The 16,312-nt window shown below is 66.8% G+C and carries 16 protein-coding genes; 9 read left to right on the top strand and 7 right to left on the bottom strand.

The window, feature by feature from the left end; all coding sequences use genetic code 11:
• Positions 1-9: 9 nt before the first annotated feature.
• Both hslU and hslV read right to left on the bottom strand, forming a co-directional pair.
• Positions 10-1,314 (bottom strand): ATP-dependent protease ATPase subunit HslU, encoded by a 1,305-nt coding sequence (hslU, locus tag ACIQ42_RS00175; protein WP_397420205.1) that lies wholly within the window; start codon positions 1,312-1,314, stop codon positions 10-12.
• 48 nt (positions 1,315-1,362) lie between these two features.
• Positions 1,363-1,914 (bottom strand): ATP-dependent protease subunit HslV, encoded by a 552-nt coding sequence (hslV, locus tag ACIQ42_RS00170; RefSeq protein WP_397420204.1) that lies wholly within the window; start codon positions 1,912-1,914, stop codon positions 1,363-1,365.
• 51 nt (positions 1,915-1,965) lie between these two features.
• On the opposite strand from hslV, the gene ACIQ42_RS00165 reads away from it, so the two are divergent.
• Entirely contained in the window at positions 1,966-2,712 is a 747-nt protein-coding gene (locus ACIQ42_RS00165; RefSeq protein WP_397420203.1) for a HesA/MoeB/ThiF family protein, read from the top strand.
• On the opposite strand, the gene ACIQ42_RS00160 is transcribed toward ACIQ42_RS00165, so the two are convergent.
• On the bottom strand, positions 2,703-4,010 hold the full coding sequence (locus tag ACIQ42_RS00160) for an RsmB/NOP family class I SAM-dependent RNA methyltransferase (RefSeq protein WP_397420202.1): 1,308 nt from the start codon (positions 4,008-4,010) through the stop codon (positions 2,703-2,705). The genes ACIQ42_RS00165 and ACIQ42_RS00160 overlap by 10 nt on opposite strands.
• A gap of 54 nt (positions 4,011-4,064) precedes the next feature.
• On the opposite strand from ACIQ42_RS00160, the gene ACIQ42_RS00155 reads away from it, so the two are divergent.
• A complete protein-coding gene (locus ACIQ42_RS00155) occupies positions 4,065-4,259 on the top strand; it encodes a DUF1674 domain-containing protein (protein ID WP_397420201.1) in 195 nt (64 codons plus the stop codon).
• Here ACIQ42_RS00155 and ACIQ42_RS00150 read toward each other — a convergent pair.
• The 3 genes from ACIQ42_RS00150 to pyrF all read right to left on the bottom strand — a co-directional run bounded on the left by ACIQ42_RS00150 (position 4,256) and on the right by pyrF (position 6,580).
• The gene (locus tag ACIQ42_RS00150) at positions 4,256-4,675 is read right to left on the bottom strand and encodes a hypothetical protein (protein ID WP_397420200.1); all 420 of its coding nucleotides are present in this window, start codon (positions 4,673-4,675) and stop codon (positions 4,256-4,258) included. The genes ACIQ42_RS00155 and ACIQ42_RS00150 overlap by 4 nt on opposite strands.
• 62 nt (positions 4,676-4,737) lie before the next feature.
• Positions 4,738-5,802: a DUF3500 domain-containing protein gene (locus ACIQ42_RS00145; protein ID WP_397420199.1), complete on the bottom strand. Its 1,065-nt coding sequence runs from the start codon at positions 5,800-5,802 to the stop codon at positions 4,738-4,740.
• 49 nt (positions 5,803-5,851) lie between these two features.
• On the bottom strand, positions 5,852-6,580 hold the full coding sequence (gene pyrF / locus ACIQ42_RS00140; RefSeq protein ID WP_397420198.1) for an orotidine-5'-phosphate decarboxylase: 729 nt from the start codon (positions 6,578-6,580) through the stop codon (positions 5,852-5,854).
• 63 nt (positions 6,581-6,643) lie between these two features.
• Here pyrF and ACIQ42_RS00135 point away from each other — a divergent pair, with 63 nt between their 5' ends.
• Complete coding sequence (locus ACIQ42_RS00135) at positions 6,644-7,327, top strand: MarC family protein (RefSeq protein ID WP_397420197.1); 684 nt, start codon at positions 6,644-6,646, stop codon at positions 7,325-7,327.
• Positions 7,328-7,329: 2 nt separating this feature from the next.
• Here ACIQ42_RS00135 and ACIQ42_RS00130 read toward each other — a convergent pair whose 3' ends face one another.
• Positions 7,330-8,124 (bottom strand): SDR family NAD(P)-dependent oxidoreductase, encoded by a 795-nt coding sequence (locus ACIQ42_RS00130; RefSeq protein ID WP_397420196.1) that lies wholly within the window; start codon positions 8,122-8,124, stop codon positions 7,330-7,332.
• Positions 8,125-8,310: 186 nt separating this feature from the next.
• Here ACIQ42_RS00130 and ACIQ42_RS00125 point away from each other — a divergent pair, with 186 nt between their 5' ends.
• The 6 genes from ACIQ42_RS00125 (at position 8,311) to ACIQ42_RS00100 (ending at position 16,304) form a co-directional block, all read left to right on the top strand.
• Positions 8,311-10,233, top strand: a complete 1,923-nt coding sequence (locus ACIQ42_RS00125; RefSeq protein ID WP_397420195.1) for a potassium transporter Kup — start codon at positions 8,311-8,313, stop codon at positions 10,231-10,233.
• Positions 10,234-10,332: 99 nt separating this feature from the next.
• Positions 10,333-11,565: an argininosuccinate synthase gene (locus tag ACIQ42_RS00120; protein ID WP_397420194.1), complete on the top strand. Its 1,233-nt coding sequence runs from the start codon at positions 10,333-10,335 to the stop codon at positions 11,563-11,565.
• Between the two features lie 38 nt (positions 11,566-11,603).
• Positions 11,604-12,050 (top strand): MAPEG family protein, encoded by a 447-nt coding sequence (locus ACIQ42_RS00115; protein WP_397420193.1) that lies wholly within the window; start codon positions 11,604-11,606, stop codon positions 12,048-12,050.
• An 80-nt stretch (positions 12,051-12,130) separates the two neighbouring features.
• Complete coding sequence (locus ACIQ42_RS00110; protein WP_397420192.1) at positions 12,131-12,706, top strand: CC0125/CC1285 family lipoprotein; 576 nt, start codon at positions 12,131-12,133, stop codon at positions 12,704-12,706.
• Between the two features lie 123 nt (positions 12,707-12,829).
• Positions 12,830-14,869 carry a caspase family protein gene (locus tag ACIQ42_RS00105; RefSeq protein WP_397420191.1) on the top strand — a complete coding sequence of 680 codons (2,040 nt, stop codon included), beginning with the start codon at positions 12,830-12,832 and terminating at the stop codon, positions 14,867-14,869.
• On the top strand, positions 14,841-16,304 hold the full coding sequence (locus tag ACIQ42_RS00100) for a hypothetical protein (protein WP_397420190.1): 1,464 nt from the start codon (positions 14,841-14,843) through the stop codon (positions 16,302-16,304). The genes ACIQ42_RS00105 and ACIQ42_RS00100 overlap by 29 nt, the downstream gene beginning before the upstream one ends.
• The last annotated feature ends 8 nt before the right edge of the window (positions 16,305-16,312 follow it).

Here is a 16,312-nt window from a genome sequence, read left to right as displayed (position 1 = left end):
AGCTGGCCCCTACAGAATGAACTTCGAGAGGTCGGCGTTGCGCGCAAGGTCGCCGATGCGCGTCTCGACATAGGCCGCGTCGATCACCACCGTCTCGCCGGACTTGTCGGCCGCTGAGAAGCTGATCTCCTCCATGACCTTCTCCAGGATGGTCTGCAGGCGGCGCGCGCCGATGTTTTCAACCGCGCTGTTCACAGCCACGGCGGCGTCGGCGATGGCGTCAAGGGCGCCGGCATCGAAGGTCAGCGTCACATTCTCGGTGAGCATCAGCGCCTGATGCTGGCGAACCAGATTGGCTTCCGGTTCGGTCAGGATGCGCCGCATGTCCTGGCGGCTGAGCGCCTTCAACTCCACCCGGATCGGCAGACGGCCCTGCAGCTCCGGCAGCAGGTCCGAGGGCTTGGCCACGTGGAAGGCGCCGGACGCGATGAACAGAATATGGTCGGTCTTCACCGGTCCATATTTGGTGGAGACCGTGGTGCCCTCGATCAGCGGCAACAGATCGCGCTGCACCCCCTCGCGGGACACATCCGCGCCCTGGCGTTCGCGACTGGACGCCACCTTGTCGATCTCGTCCAGGAATACGATGCCCTGGTTCTCGGCCAGCTCCATCGCCTCGGTGGTCAGCGCATCCTGATCCACCAGCTTGTCGCCCTCTTCGGCGATCAGCGGCGCCCAGGCCCCGGCCACCGTGGTCTTGTGGGTCTTGGTGCGGCCCCCAAACGCCTTGCCGAACATCTCGCCGATGTTGAGGAGGCCCATCTGCGATCCGGGCTGGCCGGGAATGTCCATCATGGGCATGGCCGGACCGCTCTCGGCCAGGGTCAGCTCGACCTCGCGGTCATCGAGCTCGCCCGCCCGTAGCTTCTTGCGAAAACTCTCGCGGGCAGCCGTGGAACCCGGTCCCGTCAACGCATCAAGAATGCGTTCCTCGGCGGCGGCCTCGGCGCGGGCGCGCACGCCCGCGCGGCGTTTCTCGCGCACCATCTGGATTGCGCTCTCCACCAGATCACGAACGATCTGGTCCACGTCGCGGCCCACATAGCCGACCTCGGTGAACTTGGTGGCTTCGACCTTCAGGAACGGCGCCTGCGCGAGCTTGGCCAGCCTGCGCGCGATCTCGGTCTTGCCGACGCCGGTGGGGCCGATCATCAGGATGTTCTTCGGTGTCACCTCATCGCGCAGATCGTCCGGCACGCGCCGGCGGCGCCAACGATTGCGCAACGCCACGGCCACGGCGCGCTTGGCGTCGTCCTGGCCGACGATGAAGCGGTCGAGCTCGGAAACGATCTCGCGGGGGGAAAACTCGGTCATGGCGCTCAGATAGTCACGATTGGAACAAAGGCGAGGCCGTGGGCCGCGTCAGAGCACCTCAACCGTCAGCTCCCCGTTGGTGTAGACGCAGATCTCGGCGGCGATCCCCATGGCGCGGCGCGCCACGGCTTCCGCATCCAGGCCGTCCACGTCCGACAAGGCCCGCGCGGCGGCGAGCGCGTAGTTGCCGCCGGAGCCGATGGCGGCCACGGCGTGTTCAGGCTCCAGCACGTCGCCCACGCCGGTGACGGTGAAGATCTGATCCTTGTCGGCCACCAGCAACATGGCCTCCAGCCGGCGCAGATAGCGATCCGTCCGCCAATCCTTGGCCAGGTCCACACAGGCCCGCGCCAGTTGCTCGGGATATTGCTCCAGCTTGGCTTCCAGCCGCTCGATCAGGGTGAAGGCGTCTGCGGTGGAGCCGGCGAAGCCGGCGATCACCTTGCCGCCGGCCAGTTTGCGGACCTTCTTCGCCGTGCCCTTGACGATGGTCGGGCCCATGGACACCTGGCCGTCTCCGGCTACTACGGTCTTGCCCCCTTTGCGCACTGCGAGGATCGTGGTCCCGTGCCAATCGGGGAAGGCTGAGGTATTCGACATGGCTGCGATGTCGGGTTCGCGACCCCATCGGTCAAGCGAAAGTACCAAATCATGGGCGCCCAATTCACCGACGACGAGATCGAACGCTATGCCCGCCACCTGGTGCTGCGGGAAGTCGGTGGGCCCGGCCAGCAAAAGCTGAAGGCCGCCACAGTGCTGATCGTGGGCGCCGGCGGACTTGGCGCGCCGGCGGCGCTCTACCTCGCCGCAGCCGGCGTCGGGTCGATCCGGATCGTTGATCCGGATGTCGTCGACCTCTCGAACCTGCAGCGCCAGATCATCTACGCCGGCGCCGATCGCGGACGATCAAAGGTCGACGCCTCGGCCGAACGTCTCCAGGGCCTGAACTCGAATGTCGCCGTCACGGCCCTGAACCAGGCTTTTGATGACACGACGGCCGACGCGCTTCTCGATGGCGTCGATCTCGTTTTGGATGGCACGGACAACTTCGCGGTCCGCTTCAGCGTCAACGCGGCCTGTGTGCAGCATGGAATACCGCTGGTGTCCGGCGCCATCGGCCGCTGGACGGGCCAGGTGGGCGTGTTCGGCCGCAAGCCCTGCTATCGCTGCCTTGTGCCGGAGATCCCGCCCGATGCGGAAACCTGCGCGGCGGTCGGCGTCATCGGCGCCCTGGCCGGCGTGATCGGATCGATGATGGCGCTGGAAGCGATAAAGCTGATCACCGGCGCGGGCGAGACCTTGTCCGGGCGGTTGCTGATCTACGATGCGCTGGCGGCGGAGACGCGCACCGTGAGGGTGGCTGGCGACCCGGATTGCCCGGTTTGCGGTCAGGCCTGACCGGCGCGGCGCATCCGGGCGATGTAGAAGCCGTCGGTCCCGCCTGCGCGGTGATGCGGCAGGATCCGGAGCGTGCCGTCGGCGCGCAGGCTGGCCTCGGGCGCACCGCCTTCGCCGGGCTGGATCGGGTCCAGGGTGAAGTCGGGGGTGCGCGACAGGAAGGTCGCCACCTGGCCTTCTCCCTCCTCCATTTCCAGCGAACACACGCAGTAGACCAGCCGCCCACCGGGCTTCACGCGCCTGGCCACGCTGGCCAGAAGGCGGGTCTGGACGCTGGCGAGGCGCGGAATGTCCTGCGGGCTCGCCACCCACAGAACATCGGGGTGGCGGCGATAGGTGCCTGTGGCCGAACAGGGCGCGTCCAGCAGCACAGCGTCAAAGGTACGGTTGTCGCGCCAGTCGGCGGCGTCGCCCACCAGGACCTCGGCCTCGAGCCCGGCGCGGGCAAGATTTTCCGAGATCCGCTTCATGCGGCCCGCCGAGCGGTCCAGCGCCGTCACGCGGGCGCCGGTCGCGGCGAGCTGCATCGTCTTGCCGCCGGGCGCGGCGCAAAGGTCCAGCGCGGTCTCGCCGGGCTGCATGGCCAACAACCGCGCCGGGATGGCCGCCGAGGCGTCCTGGATCCACCAGCGGCCCTCGGCGAACCCGGGCCAGCCCGAGACCTCGCCCTTGAGGCCCACGCGCAGGCTACCCCCGGTCAGCACCTCCGCCTCCAGTGGCCCGGCCAGATCCGCAGCGTCGCCGCCAGATTTCAGCGTCAGATCGGTGGCCGGCTCCTCGCCGATCATGGCCGCCATGGCGTCGGCCGCGTCATGACCATAGGCGATCTGCCAGCGGGCCTGCAGCCAGTCCGGCGGGGAGGGGGCTTCCAGTACCGGCGGCTCGCGGATCAGGCCGCGCAGCACAGCGTTGACCAGGCCCTTGAACACATGACCGCCGCTCTGCGCCGCCGCCAGGTCGACCGTTGCGCCCACCGCCGCGTGCGCCGGGGTCTTCAAGACCAGCAGCTGCACCGCGCCCAGGCGCAGGACATGGACGATCGCATCGGGGGGCGTCTTCTTGAGGCGCGACTGCAGGACCGTATCGATCGGCCTCAGCCAGCGCAGGGTCGCCATCACCAGGGCGCGGGCGAAGGCGCGGTCGCGGGGCTCCAGGGCGGTCATACCCGGCAGGTTCAGGCCCTCTTCCAGACCCGCGCGTCGCGACAGGGCCGTGGTCAGGAGCTGGAGCGCGGCGGCCCGTGCGGGGAGGCCGCGGACGTCGGCGTGTGGTTCGGAGGTGTTTTCAATGTCAGTCACGGCGCGCGGCGTGCCTGCTTGGAAGCTGGTGCGCAAGGGATTAGAAGGAGGGCCATGGACAATTCACCCAACAACGCCGCACCCGGCAAGGACCTCAGCCCCGCCGCGCGCCGGGCTCTCGAGGAAGCTGAGGCCCGTCGTCTGGCCGCGGAGACCGCTGCGCTGGAGCCAGAGCAGGGCGGCCCGAAAGGCCCGGAACCCACCCGCTTCGGCGACTGGGAACGCAAGGGCATTGCGGTAGATTTCTAGGGCAGCGTCAGCGTGGTTGCGGGCGACTGTAGCCGACCCAGCGGGACCAGCTTTCCGCCGACGCGGTGGTAGACCAGCGCATAGTGGCTCGCGACCTGGTGGTTGATGGCGTCGTAGCGGAGGCGGGCGGGCGACGATGACGCGCCCGGTGGCGGCGTAAAGCTCAGCACAATCACCATCACCAGATGTTCGCCATCGGCGCTTGCCATGTCCTCGAGTTTGGCGAGCCAGGGCAGACCGTCAGCGCTGACGACGCTGACGTGCTGATTCAGGTATCGGGAGAGTTCCGCCGAGATGTCAGCCTGTGAATCAGCCGGGCGACCGAGGGCTGCGGCCAGTTCCGACAACGGGATGGCGAGAGCCAGCCGTACCGACTGCGCCGACACCTGCTCCACTACAACGGTTGAGTTTGGCATTGTGTGGGCCCCAGCGTGGGCCGCCGGAACCGTCAGGGCCAGCGCGAAGACCAGTGCGCCCCTCAATGCGCGAATGCTCCGCCGTAGTCGGCGACCTTGTCGCGCCAGATGGTGTGGTAATGGACGCCCGTTGGATCGCGCGCGCCGAACTGCACGACAAATTCGATCCAGAGGCGCGGCCCGTCAATTCGGACGTAGGAACCTGGCTTCGAGAGATCGGGACTGCCGGCGATACCCACGAAGGTATCCGCCAGGGCGGCGTCCTGAAGATAGCTCGCCATCAACGGCGCCGAGATCGCCGAATTGGGTAGGTCGACCCAGGCTGCCAAGGCGTCCCGGACCAGGCCTTTCTGGGCGGCGGTCAGTTTTGCGTAGGGGACGCCGCGCCCAACCGTACCGTCGGGATAGGTGATGGGAAAATTGGTGTCCCCATCGTTCGTGGCGCCACGTGTCACATCACGGAATTCACCCTCGAGCCAGGCTTGAGGCGCTCCGGCGACGGCGGTGGCCAGGGCCCGCATCGCGTCCGCTTGGACCGCCAGGGGGGCATAGTCACGACCACCTGCCGTGAAACGCACCGGCTCGACGCCGTCGAACAGAGGTGTGGCGCTGACCTGAGCGCCATTGAAGGTGATGTTGTAGGCCATGTGGTGGCCGTCCACCTTGAGGATCCAGGGTTTGGCGGCGGACGGCTCGCCGATCAAAGCGATATAGTAGTTGGCGGGGTTCCAGCCGATGCCGTTGGTATCCAGCGGCATCAACACGCTATCGGCGGCGCGGATGTCGGCCAGCAGCTTCAGGCCGCACTGGCTGAGTGCCGTCCGCAGCAGGGCGTCGGCGGCTGAGGCCTGGGTTGCGGTCAGGTCACCGAGTCGAATACCCACCCGGGGAGCAAACGCGATCGGCAGGTTCGACCAGCGAATGGCTGCGACCTTGCCATAGCCACGTACCGCCACGACCTGCTGAAGGGGCGTGAGGGTCTTGAGGAACGCCTGGGCCTGGGCGGTTGCAAGGACGTCGCCGCCCGGATCGCTTGGGCAGGCTTCGCGGGCCTGTGCGGCCCCCGTCGCGCCGAGCAGAACCGCTACGGCCAGCCCGACCCCAAAGGCGCGAAGTGATTTGGTCATGACGATACTCCAGGGCGCTTTGGCTACGACGCCAGAAAACTGACAGAAATCACAAACCGCCGGCCATCTCCGCCGCCACCCGCCGCGCGGCCGCCTGCGGATCATTCGCCGCCGTGATCGGGCGACCGCAGACGATGTGCGAGGCCCCGTTCCGTAGCGCGTCCAGCGGCGTGGCTGCGCGCGCCTGATCGTTTTTCGCTGACCAGTCAGGGCGCACGCCCGGCGTAACGACCAGGAAGTCCTTGCCGCCGAGCGCGCGAGCGAGCGCCGCCTCATGCGGGCTGGCCACCACGCCGTCGCAGCCCGTCTCGATGGCCTGATGGATCCGCCGCTCGACCAGGGCGCGGGCGGTTTCGTGATAGCCCACCTCGTGCAGGTCTTCATCGGACAGGCTGGTCAGCACCGTCACCGCCAGAATCTTCAGGCCCGAGGCGCCGCGCCCGCGCACCGCCGAGGCCATCACCTGCGGCTCGCCGTGCACGGTGAGGAAATCGCACCCGGATCCGGCCAGCACGGCGGCGGACCGCTGAACCGTGGTGCCGATGTCGTGCAGCTTCCAGTCGAGGAATACCTGCTTGCCGGCGGCCTTCAGTTCGCCGGCCAGGGCCATACCCTCACCGCCTGCGAACAGTTCCAGGCCAACCTTGTAGAAACTGATGCTGTCGCCGAGCGCGGCCACCATCTCGCGGGCCTCGGCGACCGTGGGCAGATCGAGCGGAACGATCAATCTGGGGTCAGCCTTGACGGCAGATTGCGCAAGCGTGGCGGCGGCGACCATGGCATGGCTCCGGTGTGGCGCGGGGTGTGGTCCGCAGCAGGTGATCTGGGCTAAGAGCGAGAGATGAGCCAGGCAGAGTTCGCGGTCAACTTTTTCGTCGCCCTGTTCGCCCTGATCGATCCGATCGGCAATGTGCCCTTGTTTGCGGCGGCCACGGGCGGGGTGAAGTGGCGTGAGCGGGCGTGGATTGCGCTCTATCTGTCCCTGTTCGTGCTGGGGTTCCTGACGTTCTTCTATTTCACCGGCCTGTCGCTGCTGGAGTTCTTCGGTATCTCCTTGCCGGCCTTCAAGATCGCCGGCGGCGTGATCCTGTTTCTGATGGGTCTGGAAATGGCTCGCGACGACTTCAGCGCCAAGTTCTCCGGGGACGACGGCGACGGCGAGACCGGCGTTGGCATGGCCTTTGTGCGCAAGCGGTTCGAGCGGATGATCGTGCCCTTCGCCATGCCTCTGTTGATCGGTCCGGGCGCGATTTCCAGCGTCATCATCTATGCCGACAAGGCCAAGGCTTTCGGGCTGGCCGGCGCGGCCGTCGGCCTCGGCGTGATCGGCGCGGTCTCCCTGGCGACCCTGCTGTCCTTCCTCGCCACACCCATCCTGACCCGGATCCTGGGCCGCATCGGCCTGACGGTGGTGGTCCGGGTTCTGGGCCTGATCCTTTGCGCGCTGGCCATCCAGTTCGTCCTGGCGGGCCTCGCCGACAGCACCTCCGGCTTTATCCGCTCAACCGTGGCGCACCCGTACTAGATCTACCGCAACCTCCCCCCCTGGGAGGCCATCAGCGCCAAAGCCCAGTCGTCGGGGATCAGCTTGGCGATGACCGAGATCGCCTTGTTGGGCGCGCCGGGGATGCTGATCGCGCGATTGGCCTCTACCGCTTCATAGCCGGTGGCCGCCACCTCGTCGGCCCCCTGCCACAGCCAGGGCGGGGTGGCCGCCGTGTATTGCGCGCGGGCGCCGATGACGTCGTGAAACTCCGAATGGGTCAGCCCCGGACACAGCGCCGTGACATGTATGCCGTCGGCGGCGAGCTCAAGGTGCAGGCTCTGCGAGAACTTGATCATGTAGGCCTTGGTGGCCGAATAGAGCGTGTGGCCGCTTGATCCGGGCAGCAGGCCCGCCAGCGACGCCACATTGACGATCCGTCCGAACCGCCGGTCCCGCATGCCGCCCAGCACCCGATGCGCCAGTTCGGACGGCGCGGTCATCATCACCTGGATGAAGGCGGCCTGATCCGCCCACCGCGTCTCTCCAAAGCTTCCGGTCAGGCCGTAGCCGGCGTTGTTGATCAGGGCGTCGACCGACCGACCATGGGCGGTCAGGTAATCCAGAATCTGACCCGGCGCCTCGGGCTCGGCAAGATCAGCGACCACCGTCAGGGTCTCGACGCCAAACCGGTGACGAATCTCTTCTGCGAGGGCGTCGAGCCGGTCGCCGCGGCGCGCGGTGAGCGCCAGATCGTAACCATGACCCGCCAGAATCCGGGCAAATGCGGCGCCGATCCCTGCGGAAGCGCCTGTAACGAGGGCCAGTTTGCGTTCCATTGCGACTCCCGCATTTGTTGGGTCCCGAACCGCAAGCGACGCTGATCGGTTCCGGGCGCGAATGAACGTGCGACGACATTGATGTTGCGCCGCGATTGTGTGGCGTCAAGTTTGGGTGTATCCGCGCCCGCTGCTGCGGCATAGGGCCGCCTTGGGGCGAACGCGAGATCGCCTCGGAGATACCAGATGGCTGAAACGGCCGTCGACGCTTCCAAGGCGTCCGGGGAACCCTCCCACCCGCCACACAAGGACAAGTTCTGGGCGCTTGCGCTAGGTTCCGTGGGCGTTGTGTTCGGCGATATCGGGACCAGCCCGCTCTATGCCATGCGTGAGGCTCTGGCCCACAGCAAGGGCGGCGGTGGTGGCGAGATGGCCGTGCTGGGGGTGATCTCCCTGATCACCTGGGCGCTGATTCTCGTCGTGACCCTGAAGTACGTCTTGTTCCTCATGCGTGCCGACAACAAGGGCGAGGGCGGCACGCTGGCCCTCATGGCCCTGGCGCAGCGGGTGAGCCCGGGCGGCCGCTCCGCCGTGATCTTCGTCCTCGGCATGGCCGGCGCGGCGCTGTTCTATGGCGACGGCATCCTTACGCCGGCGGTGTCCGTGCTGTCAGCGGTCGAGGGCATCGGCAAGGCGCCGGGCGTCGGACCGGGCTTCGCCTCTCTCGCCGTGCCGATTTCGGCCGGGATCCTGATATGCCTGTTTCTCGTGCAGTCGCGCGGCACTGCCAGCATGGCGCGCTACTTCGGACCGATCACGGCCTTGTGGTTCATCGTCCTTGCCGGCCTTGGAATTTACCACATCTTTGACGATGTCTCGATCCTGCGGGCGCTTTCACCCGCCTACGGCGTACTGTTCCTCCTGGATAATGGCTTCCTTGGTTTCATCATCCTGGGCAGCGTGTTCCTGGCGGTGACCGGGGCCGAGGCGCTCTATGCCGACATGGGCCATTTCGGGAAGGGGCCGATCCGCGCGGCCTGGGTGACGCTCGTGCTGCCCGCCCTGCTCCTGAACTACATGGGCCAGGGCGCCATGGTGCTGGCCAATCCGGAAACCCGCGCCGATCCGTTCTTCGACATGATCCCGCAGGTTGCCTACTGGCCGATCATGATCCTTGCGACGGTAGCTACCGTCATCGCCAGTCAGGCGGTCATAACCGGCGCCTTCTCCATGACCCAGCAGGCCGTGCAACTGGGCCTGTTCCCCCGGATCGACATCCGGCGCACGAGCGAGACCCAGGCCGGCCAGATCTACGTGCCCCAGGTCAACACCTTCCTGATGGTCGGCGTGCTGGCCCTGCTGGTGACCTTCCAGAACTCGTCGAATCTGGCGGCGGCCTACGGGATCGCGGTGACCGGATCGATGTTCGTCGACACCCTGCTGTTCTTCTACATCATCCGGTACATGTGGAAGCGCCCGCTTTGGCAGGCGATCGCGGCATGCACCTTCTTCGGCGCCATCGATATCGTCTTCATCTCTTCCAACCTGCTGAAGATTCCCGAGGGCGCCTGGCTACCGCTGGTGCTGGGCGCGGCCCTGATGGTGGTGATGTGGACCTGGAACCGCGGCGCCGCGATCCTGGCCGACAAGAGCCGCCGCGACAGCCTGCCGCTACTGGAGCTGGTTGACATCCTCAAGGCCCGCGCGCCGCACCGAGCGCCAGGCACAGCGATCTTTCTGACCTCGGATCCCGACGTGGCCCCAGTGGCTCTCATGCATAACCTCAAGCACAACAAGGTGCTGCACGAGAAGAACATCATCCTGACGCTGATGACCGCCGAAACGCCCCGGGTGCGCGATGACGACAGGATCACGATCCTGCCGGTCAATGACGACTTCAAGAAGGTGGTGATCGGCTACGGGTTCATGGAAAGCCCGAATGTGCCCAAGGCGCTGGGCCTTTGCCGCAAACAGGGCCTGAAGTTCGACATCATGGCCACCAGCTTCTTCCTGGGGCGACGCTCTGTGGTGCCCTCGGCCCAGTCGGGCATGCCGCTGTGGCAGGACAAGCTGTTCATCTTCCTGATGCGCAACGCCGCCAACCCGACGGATTTCTACAAGATCCCCCCCGGGCGCGTGGTCGAAATGGGCACCCAGGTTACGGTGTAGGCTCCACACCCCCCGGGGGACGGAACACTTGAACCACAGGGGCTTTGCCCCTTAAAGGCGCGTGACCAATTTTCCTCTCTACCAAGGCGCTCCACCACCATGGCCCATCCGCCCGTCAAGAAGGTCGTCCTCGCCTATTCCGGCGGGCTCGACAGCTCCACCATCGTCAAGTGGCTGCAGACCGAACTGGGCGCAGAGGTTGCGACCTTCACCGCCGATCTGGGGCAGGGCGAGGAGGTCGAGCCCGCGCGGGAGAAGGCGATCCTTCTGGGCGTGAAGCCGGAGTATGCCTTTGTCGAGGACGTGCGCGAGGAGTTTGTCCGCGACTACGTCTTCCCGATGTTCCGGGCCAATACGGTCTATGAGGGCCAATACCTCCTGGGCACCTCCATCGCTCGCCCGCTGATCGCGAAGAAGCAGATCGAGATCGCCCGCAAGATCGGCGCGGATGCCGTGGCCCACGGCGCTACCGGCAAGGGCAATGATCAGGTGCGCTTCGAGCTGGCCTACTATGCGCTGGAGCCGGACATCCATGTGATCGCGCCCTGGCGTGACTGGGACTTCAAGAGCCGCGAGGCCCTGCTGGCGTTCGCCGAGCAGCATCAGATCCCGATCACCAAGGACAAGCGGGGCGAGGCGCCTTTCAGCGTTGACGCCAACCTGCTGCACTCCTCGTCCGAAGGTAAGGTGCTGGAAGATCCGGCGGTCGAGGCGCCCGAGTTTGTCCACATGCGCACCATCGCCCCGGAGGACGCGCCCGATACGCCGACCTACTTCACCATCGACTTTGAAAAGGGCGATGCGGTCGCCATCGACGGCGTGGCGATGTCGCCGGCGACCATTCTGACCAAGCTGAACCAGCTGGGCCACGACAACGGCGTGGGCCGCCTCGATCTGGTCGAAAACCGCTTCGTCGGCATGAAGTCGCGGGGCGTCTACGAGACGCCGGGTGGAACGATCCTGATCGTGGCGCACCGGGGCATCGAGAGCATCACCCTCGATCGCGGCTCCATGCATCTGAAGGACGAGCTGATGCCGAAGTACGCCTCGCTGGTCTACAACGGCTTCTGGTTCTCGCCCGAGCGTGAGATGCTGCAGGCGGCTATCGATCATAGCCAGCAGATGGTCACCGGCCAGGTCCGGGTGAAGCTCTACAAGGGCAATGTCAGCGTCGTGGGCCGTACAAGTCCCTATTCGCTCTATGATCAGGAGCTGGTGACCTTCGAGGAGGGCGCCGTGGCCTATGACCACCGCGACGCGGCGGGCTTCATCAAGCTCAACGCGCTGCGGTTGCGGGTGAAAGCCAACCGCGACCGGCGCGCAAAAGGGTAGGTTCCCCTCGGGCCCGTTCGGCGCCAAGCTCTGCAGCAATGGCGGCGCCTGTCCGCCAATATCTGGAGGACTCCTTAATGCCGCCCTATGCCTATGTCGCCCTCGTCACCCTGCTGGCGTTGCTGGCCTATTTCTGGATGGGCCTGCAGGTGGGTCGCGCCCGCGGCAAGAGCGGGATTCAGGCGCCGGCGATGACCGGTGACCCCGAGCTCGAGCGCACCATCCGCGCGCACTACAACACCCTGGAATGGCTACCGTTGTTCCTCGTCCCGCTGTGGCTGTTCGCCATGTTCTGGGACGAACGTATTGCCGCGGCCGTCGGTGTTGTCTGGATCGTGGGACGCGTGATCTATCAGCGGGGCTATGTGGCCGATGCGGGCAAGCGCAGCACCGGGTTCCTGATCCAGGCCCTGGCCGTGGCGGTGCTCCTGTTCGGGTCGCTGGGACGGATCATCTATCTGCTGGCGACCGGCGCCAGTGTCTGACGACACGCAACCACATTTGCGGCAAGATGTTGTGGCTTGTACACCCCGTCATGATCGCGGTTGAGCTGAAGGCGCAAAGAATGTTTGTACGATCCCTCGCCCTGTCGGTGGTGCTGGCGACCAGCCTCGCGGCCTGCGCAACTCCAACGCCCTATCAACCCGTAGTGCTGGGCAAGGCGTCGCTGGGCGGCTTCTCGGAGCAGCGGGTCGAAGCCAATCGCTTCCGCGTCAGCTTCAACGGCAATTCGCTGACCAGCCGCGAAACGGTCGAGGGCTACCTGTTGTTCCGGGCCGCCGAGCTGACCACCCAGAACGGCTATGACTGGTTCACCATAGTCGAGCGCGAGACCGACAAGAAGACCCGAACCTATGTGGACCCGGATCCCTTCTACCGACCCTGGTACGGCAGCTACGGCCTTTGGAGACCGTCCTGGCGTTACTATGGCGGCGCTTTCGGCTGGCGCGGCTGGGACCCGTTCTGGGGTGGCGCCTTCCTGGGTGACCGGGTCGATGTGCGGACCATCGAGAAATACGAGGCCTCCGCCGAAATCCTGATGCAGAAGGGCGTCAAGCCGGAGGGCGACGCCAGCGCGTTTGACGCCCGTGCCGTGACCGAAAACCTGCGTCCCCGGATCAAATATCCAGAGACAAAATAAGGCGCGCTTGCGTCCAGGCTATTGTCCGCCACGAATAGGGACTGACCACTGCATTCGCGAAGCCGTCGCGTTTGTCGCCCATTGCGCTATGGTGGGTACGGTCTGGAGGGTGAGCGGATGCGCATGGCGCAGCGAAAGCGCCTGAATCTTGGAGCCAGGGCGTGGCGCGCCGCGATGGCCGGGCTCGCGTTTGTCGTCAGCCTGGGTCTTGCGTCCGGTGCCTGGGCCGCCCAGCGTGTCGCTCTGGTGGTGGGCGTATCGAAGTACGACAAGGTCCCCAGTCTCAACAACCCGGGCAAGGACGCCAGGCTGGTTCAGGCCACCCTGCAAAAGCTGGGGTTCACCGTGAAGGTGCTGACCGACCCCAGCCGCGCCGCCCTGATCGAGGGGCTTGGTGAGTTCGAGGAGTCGGCGAAGGGCTCTGAAGCGGCGGTGCTCTATTACGCCGGGCACGGCGCCATGGTCGATGGGGTGAACTATCTGCTGCCCAGGGACGCAATCATCACCAACAAGTCGTCTTTGACCGGGACGGCGGTAGAGTCGGCCCGCCTCGGCCAGTCGATGATGGGCGCCAAGGCCGTCCGCCTGATCATTCTGGACGCCTGCCGGAACAATCCCACCGCCACCCGCAGCCTGGGCGGGAACAGCCGTGGGCTGACCCGGGAGACCGGTCCTACCAGCGTGGCGGTGGTCACCCTTATGGCGGCCGGCCCCGGACAGGTAGCTCAGGACGGCGCGGCCGGCGCCGCCAACAGCCCCTTCGCCATCGCCCTGACCCAGGGCCTTACCCGCCCCGGCATCACTGTTGGTGAGCTCCCCAGTTATGTGCAGGCGGAGGTCGAGCGGATGACCGAGGGCGAACAGACCCCGGACCTGCAAGGCATCTGGCCCAATGTGCACTGGAGTTTCGACCCCAACGGCCCGCCAAAACGGGTTGCGGCGGCCGGGGCTGATCCCGTCAAGATCAAGTGGGAAAAGGACCAGGTCTTCTGGACCTCGATCAAGGACTCCGACGATCCCGCCGACTTCAAGGCCTATATGGACGCCCAGGATCGTGGCGAAATTTCCGGCGCGTTCCGCAAGCTGGCCTCCAATCGCATCCGCGCGCTGGAGAAGCTGCCGGCCGGATCTTTCCAGGTGGCTTCGCGGTCCGCCCAGCCGGGCCAGGATCTGGTGGTCAGCGCCCGTGATGCATTCGGGCGGGGCGACTATGCGGCCGCCTCCCGCGACTGGTCTGCCGCGGCCAGCGCTGGCAATGGCGCGGCCATGTACAACCTTGGCGTCATGTCGCTGTCCGGCAAGGGCGCGACCAAGGATATCACTGCCGCCGCCCGCTGGTTCAGGGCCTCGGCGGGCGCGGGTCACTCGGGAGGAATGGTCAACTGGGGCCTTTGCCTGCTGAACGGCTTCGGAACGGCGAAGGACGAGGCCTCCGGGTTCAGGTTCATTCAGGATGCCGCCAACCGTGGCTCTGCGAACGCCATGGGCTTGCTGGCCGAAGCCTTTTACCGAGGCCGGGGCGTCGCGGCGGACCCGAGACAGGGCGCAAGCTGGCTGCAGCGAGCGGTGGACGCCGGCGACGGTCCCTCGATCGCCCAGCTGGCCGACGCCTATGACCGGGGCGATGGCGTCGCCCGCGACGGGCATCGTGCGTTCAGCCTCTACCAGCGCGCCGCCACCGCCGGCGACACCGAGGCCATGGTCCACCTGGGCTATGCCTACGAAGACGGCGAGGCTGTGCCGAAGGATGAGATCCAGGCCGCCACCTGGTATCAACGCGCCGCCGAGGCCGGCAACAGCGAGGGCATGTCCAGCCTGGCGGTGATGTTCGAGAGCGGGGCGGGCCTGCCGCAGGATGAGCAGCGGGCGGCGGAATACTACCGCGCCGCTGCTGATCTGGGCGACGCCCGGGGCTATCTGGGTCTCGGCAGCCTGACTGCGCGCGGCGCCGGCGTACGCGCCAACCCTGCTGAGGCGGTGCGCCTCTTCCAGCAGGCGGCGAACAAGGGCAGCGCGCTGGCGTTGCGCAACCTGGGGCTCATGTACGAGACCGGCCAGGGTGTCCGCGCGGACCGGGCGAAAGCTGTCGATTTCTATCGCAAGGCCCTTGCGGCTGGCGACACAGGCGCGCGAGATGAATTGCAGCGCCTCGGCGTGCGGTGACCGGGAGGCTGAGGGCATGGGCGGCTATCTGAAGGACCGGCGTTTGCGTCTTGCGGTCAGCGCCGCTGTGCTGTTCAGCCTGAACCTAAACCCGGTCATGGCCCAGAGCCAGGGTCGGGACGCCGTGCTCAACGCCTGCTCGACCCAGCGCGAAGGCCTGATCAAGCTGGACCGCGAGTACGACGAACTCAAGCGCTCCAAGACCAGCGCTGCTCTCGGTGAGGGCCTGAAGCAGGGCGCGGCTGTACTGGCCAAAGGCGTGATGAGTGGCGGCCTCGGGCGTCGCAGCGGAGGATTCGGCGGCGCGCTGGGCGGCCTTGGCGGTGTTATGGGCGCGGTCGGCAGCCTGGCGGCCCAGCAACAGGCCCAGCAGGCCAACACCGCTTCAGGCGCGACGCCGGCCTCGGTATTTGGCCCCGATCTCCTGTCCAGCGCCATGGGCCTGAATGTTCCAGGACTCAGCGGCGGCGGCGACATGGGGGGCTATGCGGCCCTGGCCGTGCTGGTGGCGATCGTCGCCACGGCCGAAGCCTATGCCCAGCTGAAGGAACAGGAAGCCGGCGGCGACCTGCGCAAGGCCTCGTTCAACATCGATCAGGACGCGGCCAGACAGCTCACCGTGGCGCGCCAGATCGCCGATGACGGTCAGGCGCTTGTGGATTGCCGCACCCAGCAGGCTGCTGACATCAACACACGCCTGGCCAGCGCCAGCAACGACAAGGATCGCCGCGCGGTCCGCCGTGAACGCACCGAACTGATGGGCGCGCTCAAGAAGGATGTGGACCTCACCGGAGAGGTAGTCGACCAGCACACCACCATGGCCAAGACCTTCACCCAGGGCCGCGCTATGACGGATGGCGCGTCGGAGGCCGATGTGCTGGGCGGTCAGGCGCCGGCCTATGCCGCGGCGCCTGGCGTCACGCGACTGTCGATGCCCAAGGCCTCGGCCGCGCCGTCGGAGGGTGATCAGGCTGCGGCGCAGGCCCCGGCCGTCCCGGCGCCGGCCATGGTGGCGATCCGCGCCACAGTGGTGCGGACTGCGCCGGTGGCCTCCGCGCCGTCCCTGATGAACCTGCCCGTGGGTCGCGAGGTGAAGCCCACCACCGCCCAGGCTGATGGCGGCTGGTGGGAGATCGACGTGGCCGGCCAGCCCGGCTACGTCCGCGCCGCCGATCTCGGGCCGCCCGGCTCCGCGCCCGCGCCCGTCCAGACTGCCGCCAAGGGCAAGGGCGCCCGCACCGCTGCGACGGCGAAGGCCCCACCACCCCCGCCTGCCCCGGCCGGCCCCACCAACATTCGCGCCTATAACCAGCAGGTCATCGCCGCCCGCGACAATGGCAAGGGCCGCCTCTCCAGTCTGATGACCGATATCCAGACCAGCCAGCGGCGCGAGAGCGTCCTCTACGCCTGGATGGAGCATCTGACGCGCGGATAGTCGCTTGC

The sequence above is a fragment of the Phenylobacterium sp. genome (assembly GCF_044372605.1).
In the GTDB taxonomy this organism is placed as follows: Bacteria; Pseudomonadota; Alphaproteobacteria; order Caulobacterales; family Caulobacteraceae; genus Phenylobacterium.
Note: the sequence above shows the minus strand (reverse complement) of the source record. Positions and strands in the feature narration are given on the sequence as shown.

Coding starts and splice junctions, on each gene's coding strand:
- hslU (WP_397420205.1), bottom strand. CDS start 1,314: ATGACCGAGTTTTCCCCCCGCGAGATCGTTTCCGAGCTCGACCGCTTC.
- hslV (WP_397420204.1), bottom strand. CDS start 1,914: ATGTCGAATACCTCAGCCTTCCCCGATTGGCACGGGACCACGATCCTC.
- ACIQ42_RS00165 (WP_397420203.1), top strand. CDS start 1,966: ATGGGCGCCCAATTCACCGACGACGAGATCGAACGCTATGCCCGCCAC.
- ACIQ42_RS00155 (WP_397420201.1), top strand. CDS start 4,065: ATGGACAATTCACCCAACAACGCCGCACCCGGCAAGGACCTCAGCCCC.
- ACIQ42_RS00150 (WP_397420200.1), bottom strand. CDS start 4,675: ATGCCAAACTCAACCGTTGTAGTGGAGCAGGTGTCGGCGCAGTCGGTA.
- ACIQ42_RS00145 (WP_397420199.1), bottom strand. CDS start 5,802: ATGACCAAATCACTTCGCGCCTTTGGGGTCGGGCTGGCCGTAGCGGTT.
- pyrF (WP_397420198.1), bottom strand. CDS start 6,580: ATGGTCGCCGCCGCCACGCTTGCGCAATCTGCCGTCAAGGCTGACCCC.
- ACIQ42_RS00135 (WP_397420197.1), top strand. CDS start 6,644: ATGAGCCAGGCAGAGTTCGCGGTCAACTTTTTCGTCGCCCTGTTCGCC.
- ACIQ42_RS00130 (WP_397420196.1), bottom strand. CDS start 8,124: ATGGAACGCAAACTGGCCCTCGTTACAGGCGCTTCCGCAGGGATCGGC.
- ACIQ42_RS00125 (WP_397420195.1), top strand. CDS start 8,311: ATGGCTGAAACGGCCGTCGACGCTTCCAAGGCGTCCGGGGAACCCTCC.
- ACIQ42_RS00120 (WP_397420194.1), top strand. CDS start 10,333: ATGGCCCATCCGCCCGTCAAGAAGGTCGTCCTCGCCTATTCCGGCGGG.
- ACIQ42_RS00115 (WP_397420193.1), top strand. CDS start 11,604: ATGGCGGCGCCTGTCCGCCAATATCTGGAGGACTCCTTAATGCCGCCC.
- ACIQ42_RS00110 (WP_397420192.1), top strand. CDS start 12,131: ATGTTTGTACGATCCCTCGCCCTGTCGGTGGTGCTGGCGACCAGCCTC.
- ACIQ42_RS00105 (WP_397420191.1), top strand. CDS start 12,830: ATGGCGCAGCGAAAGCGCCTGAATCTTGGAGCCAGGGCGTGGCGCGCC.
- ACIQ42_RS00100 (WP_397420190.1), top strand. CDS start 14,841: ATGAATTGCAGCGCCTCGGCGTGCGGTGACCGGGAGGCTGAGGGCATG.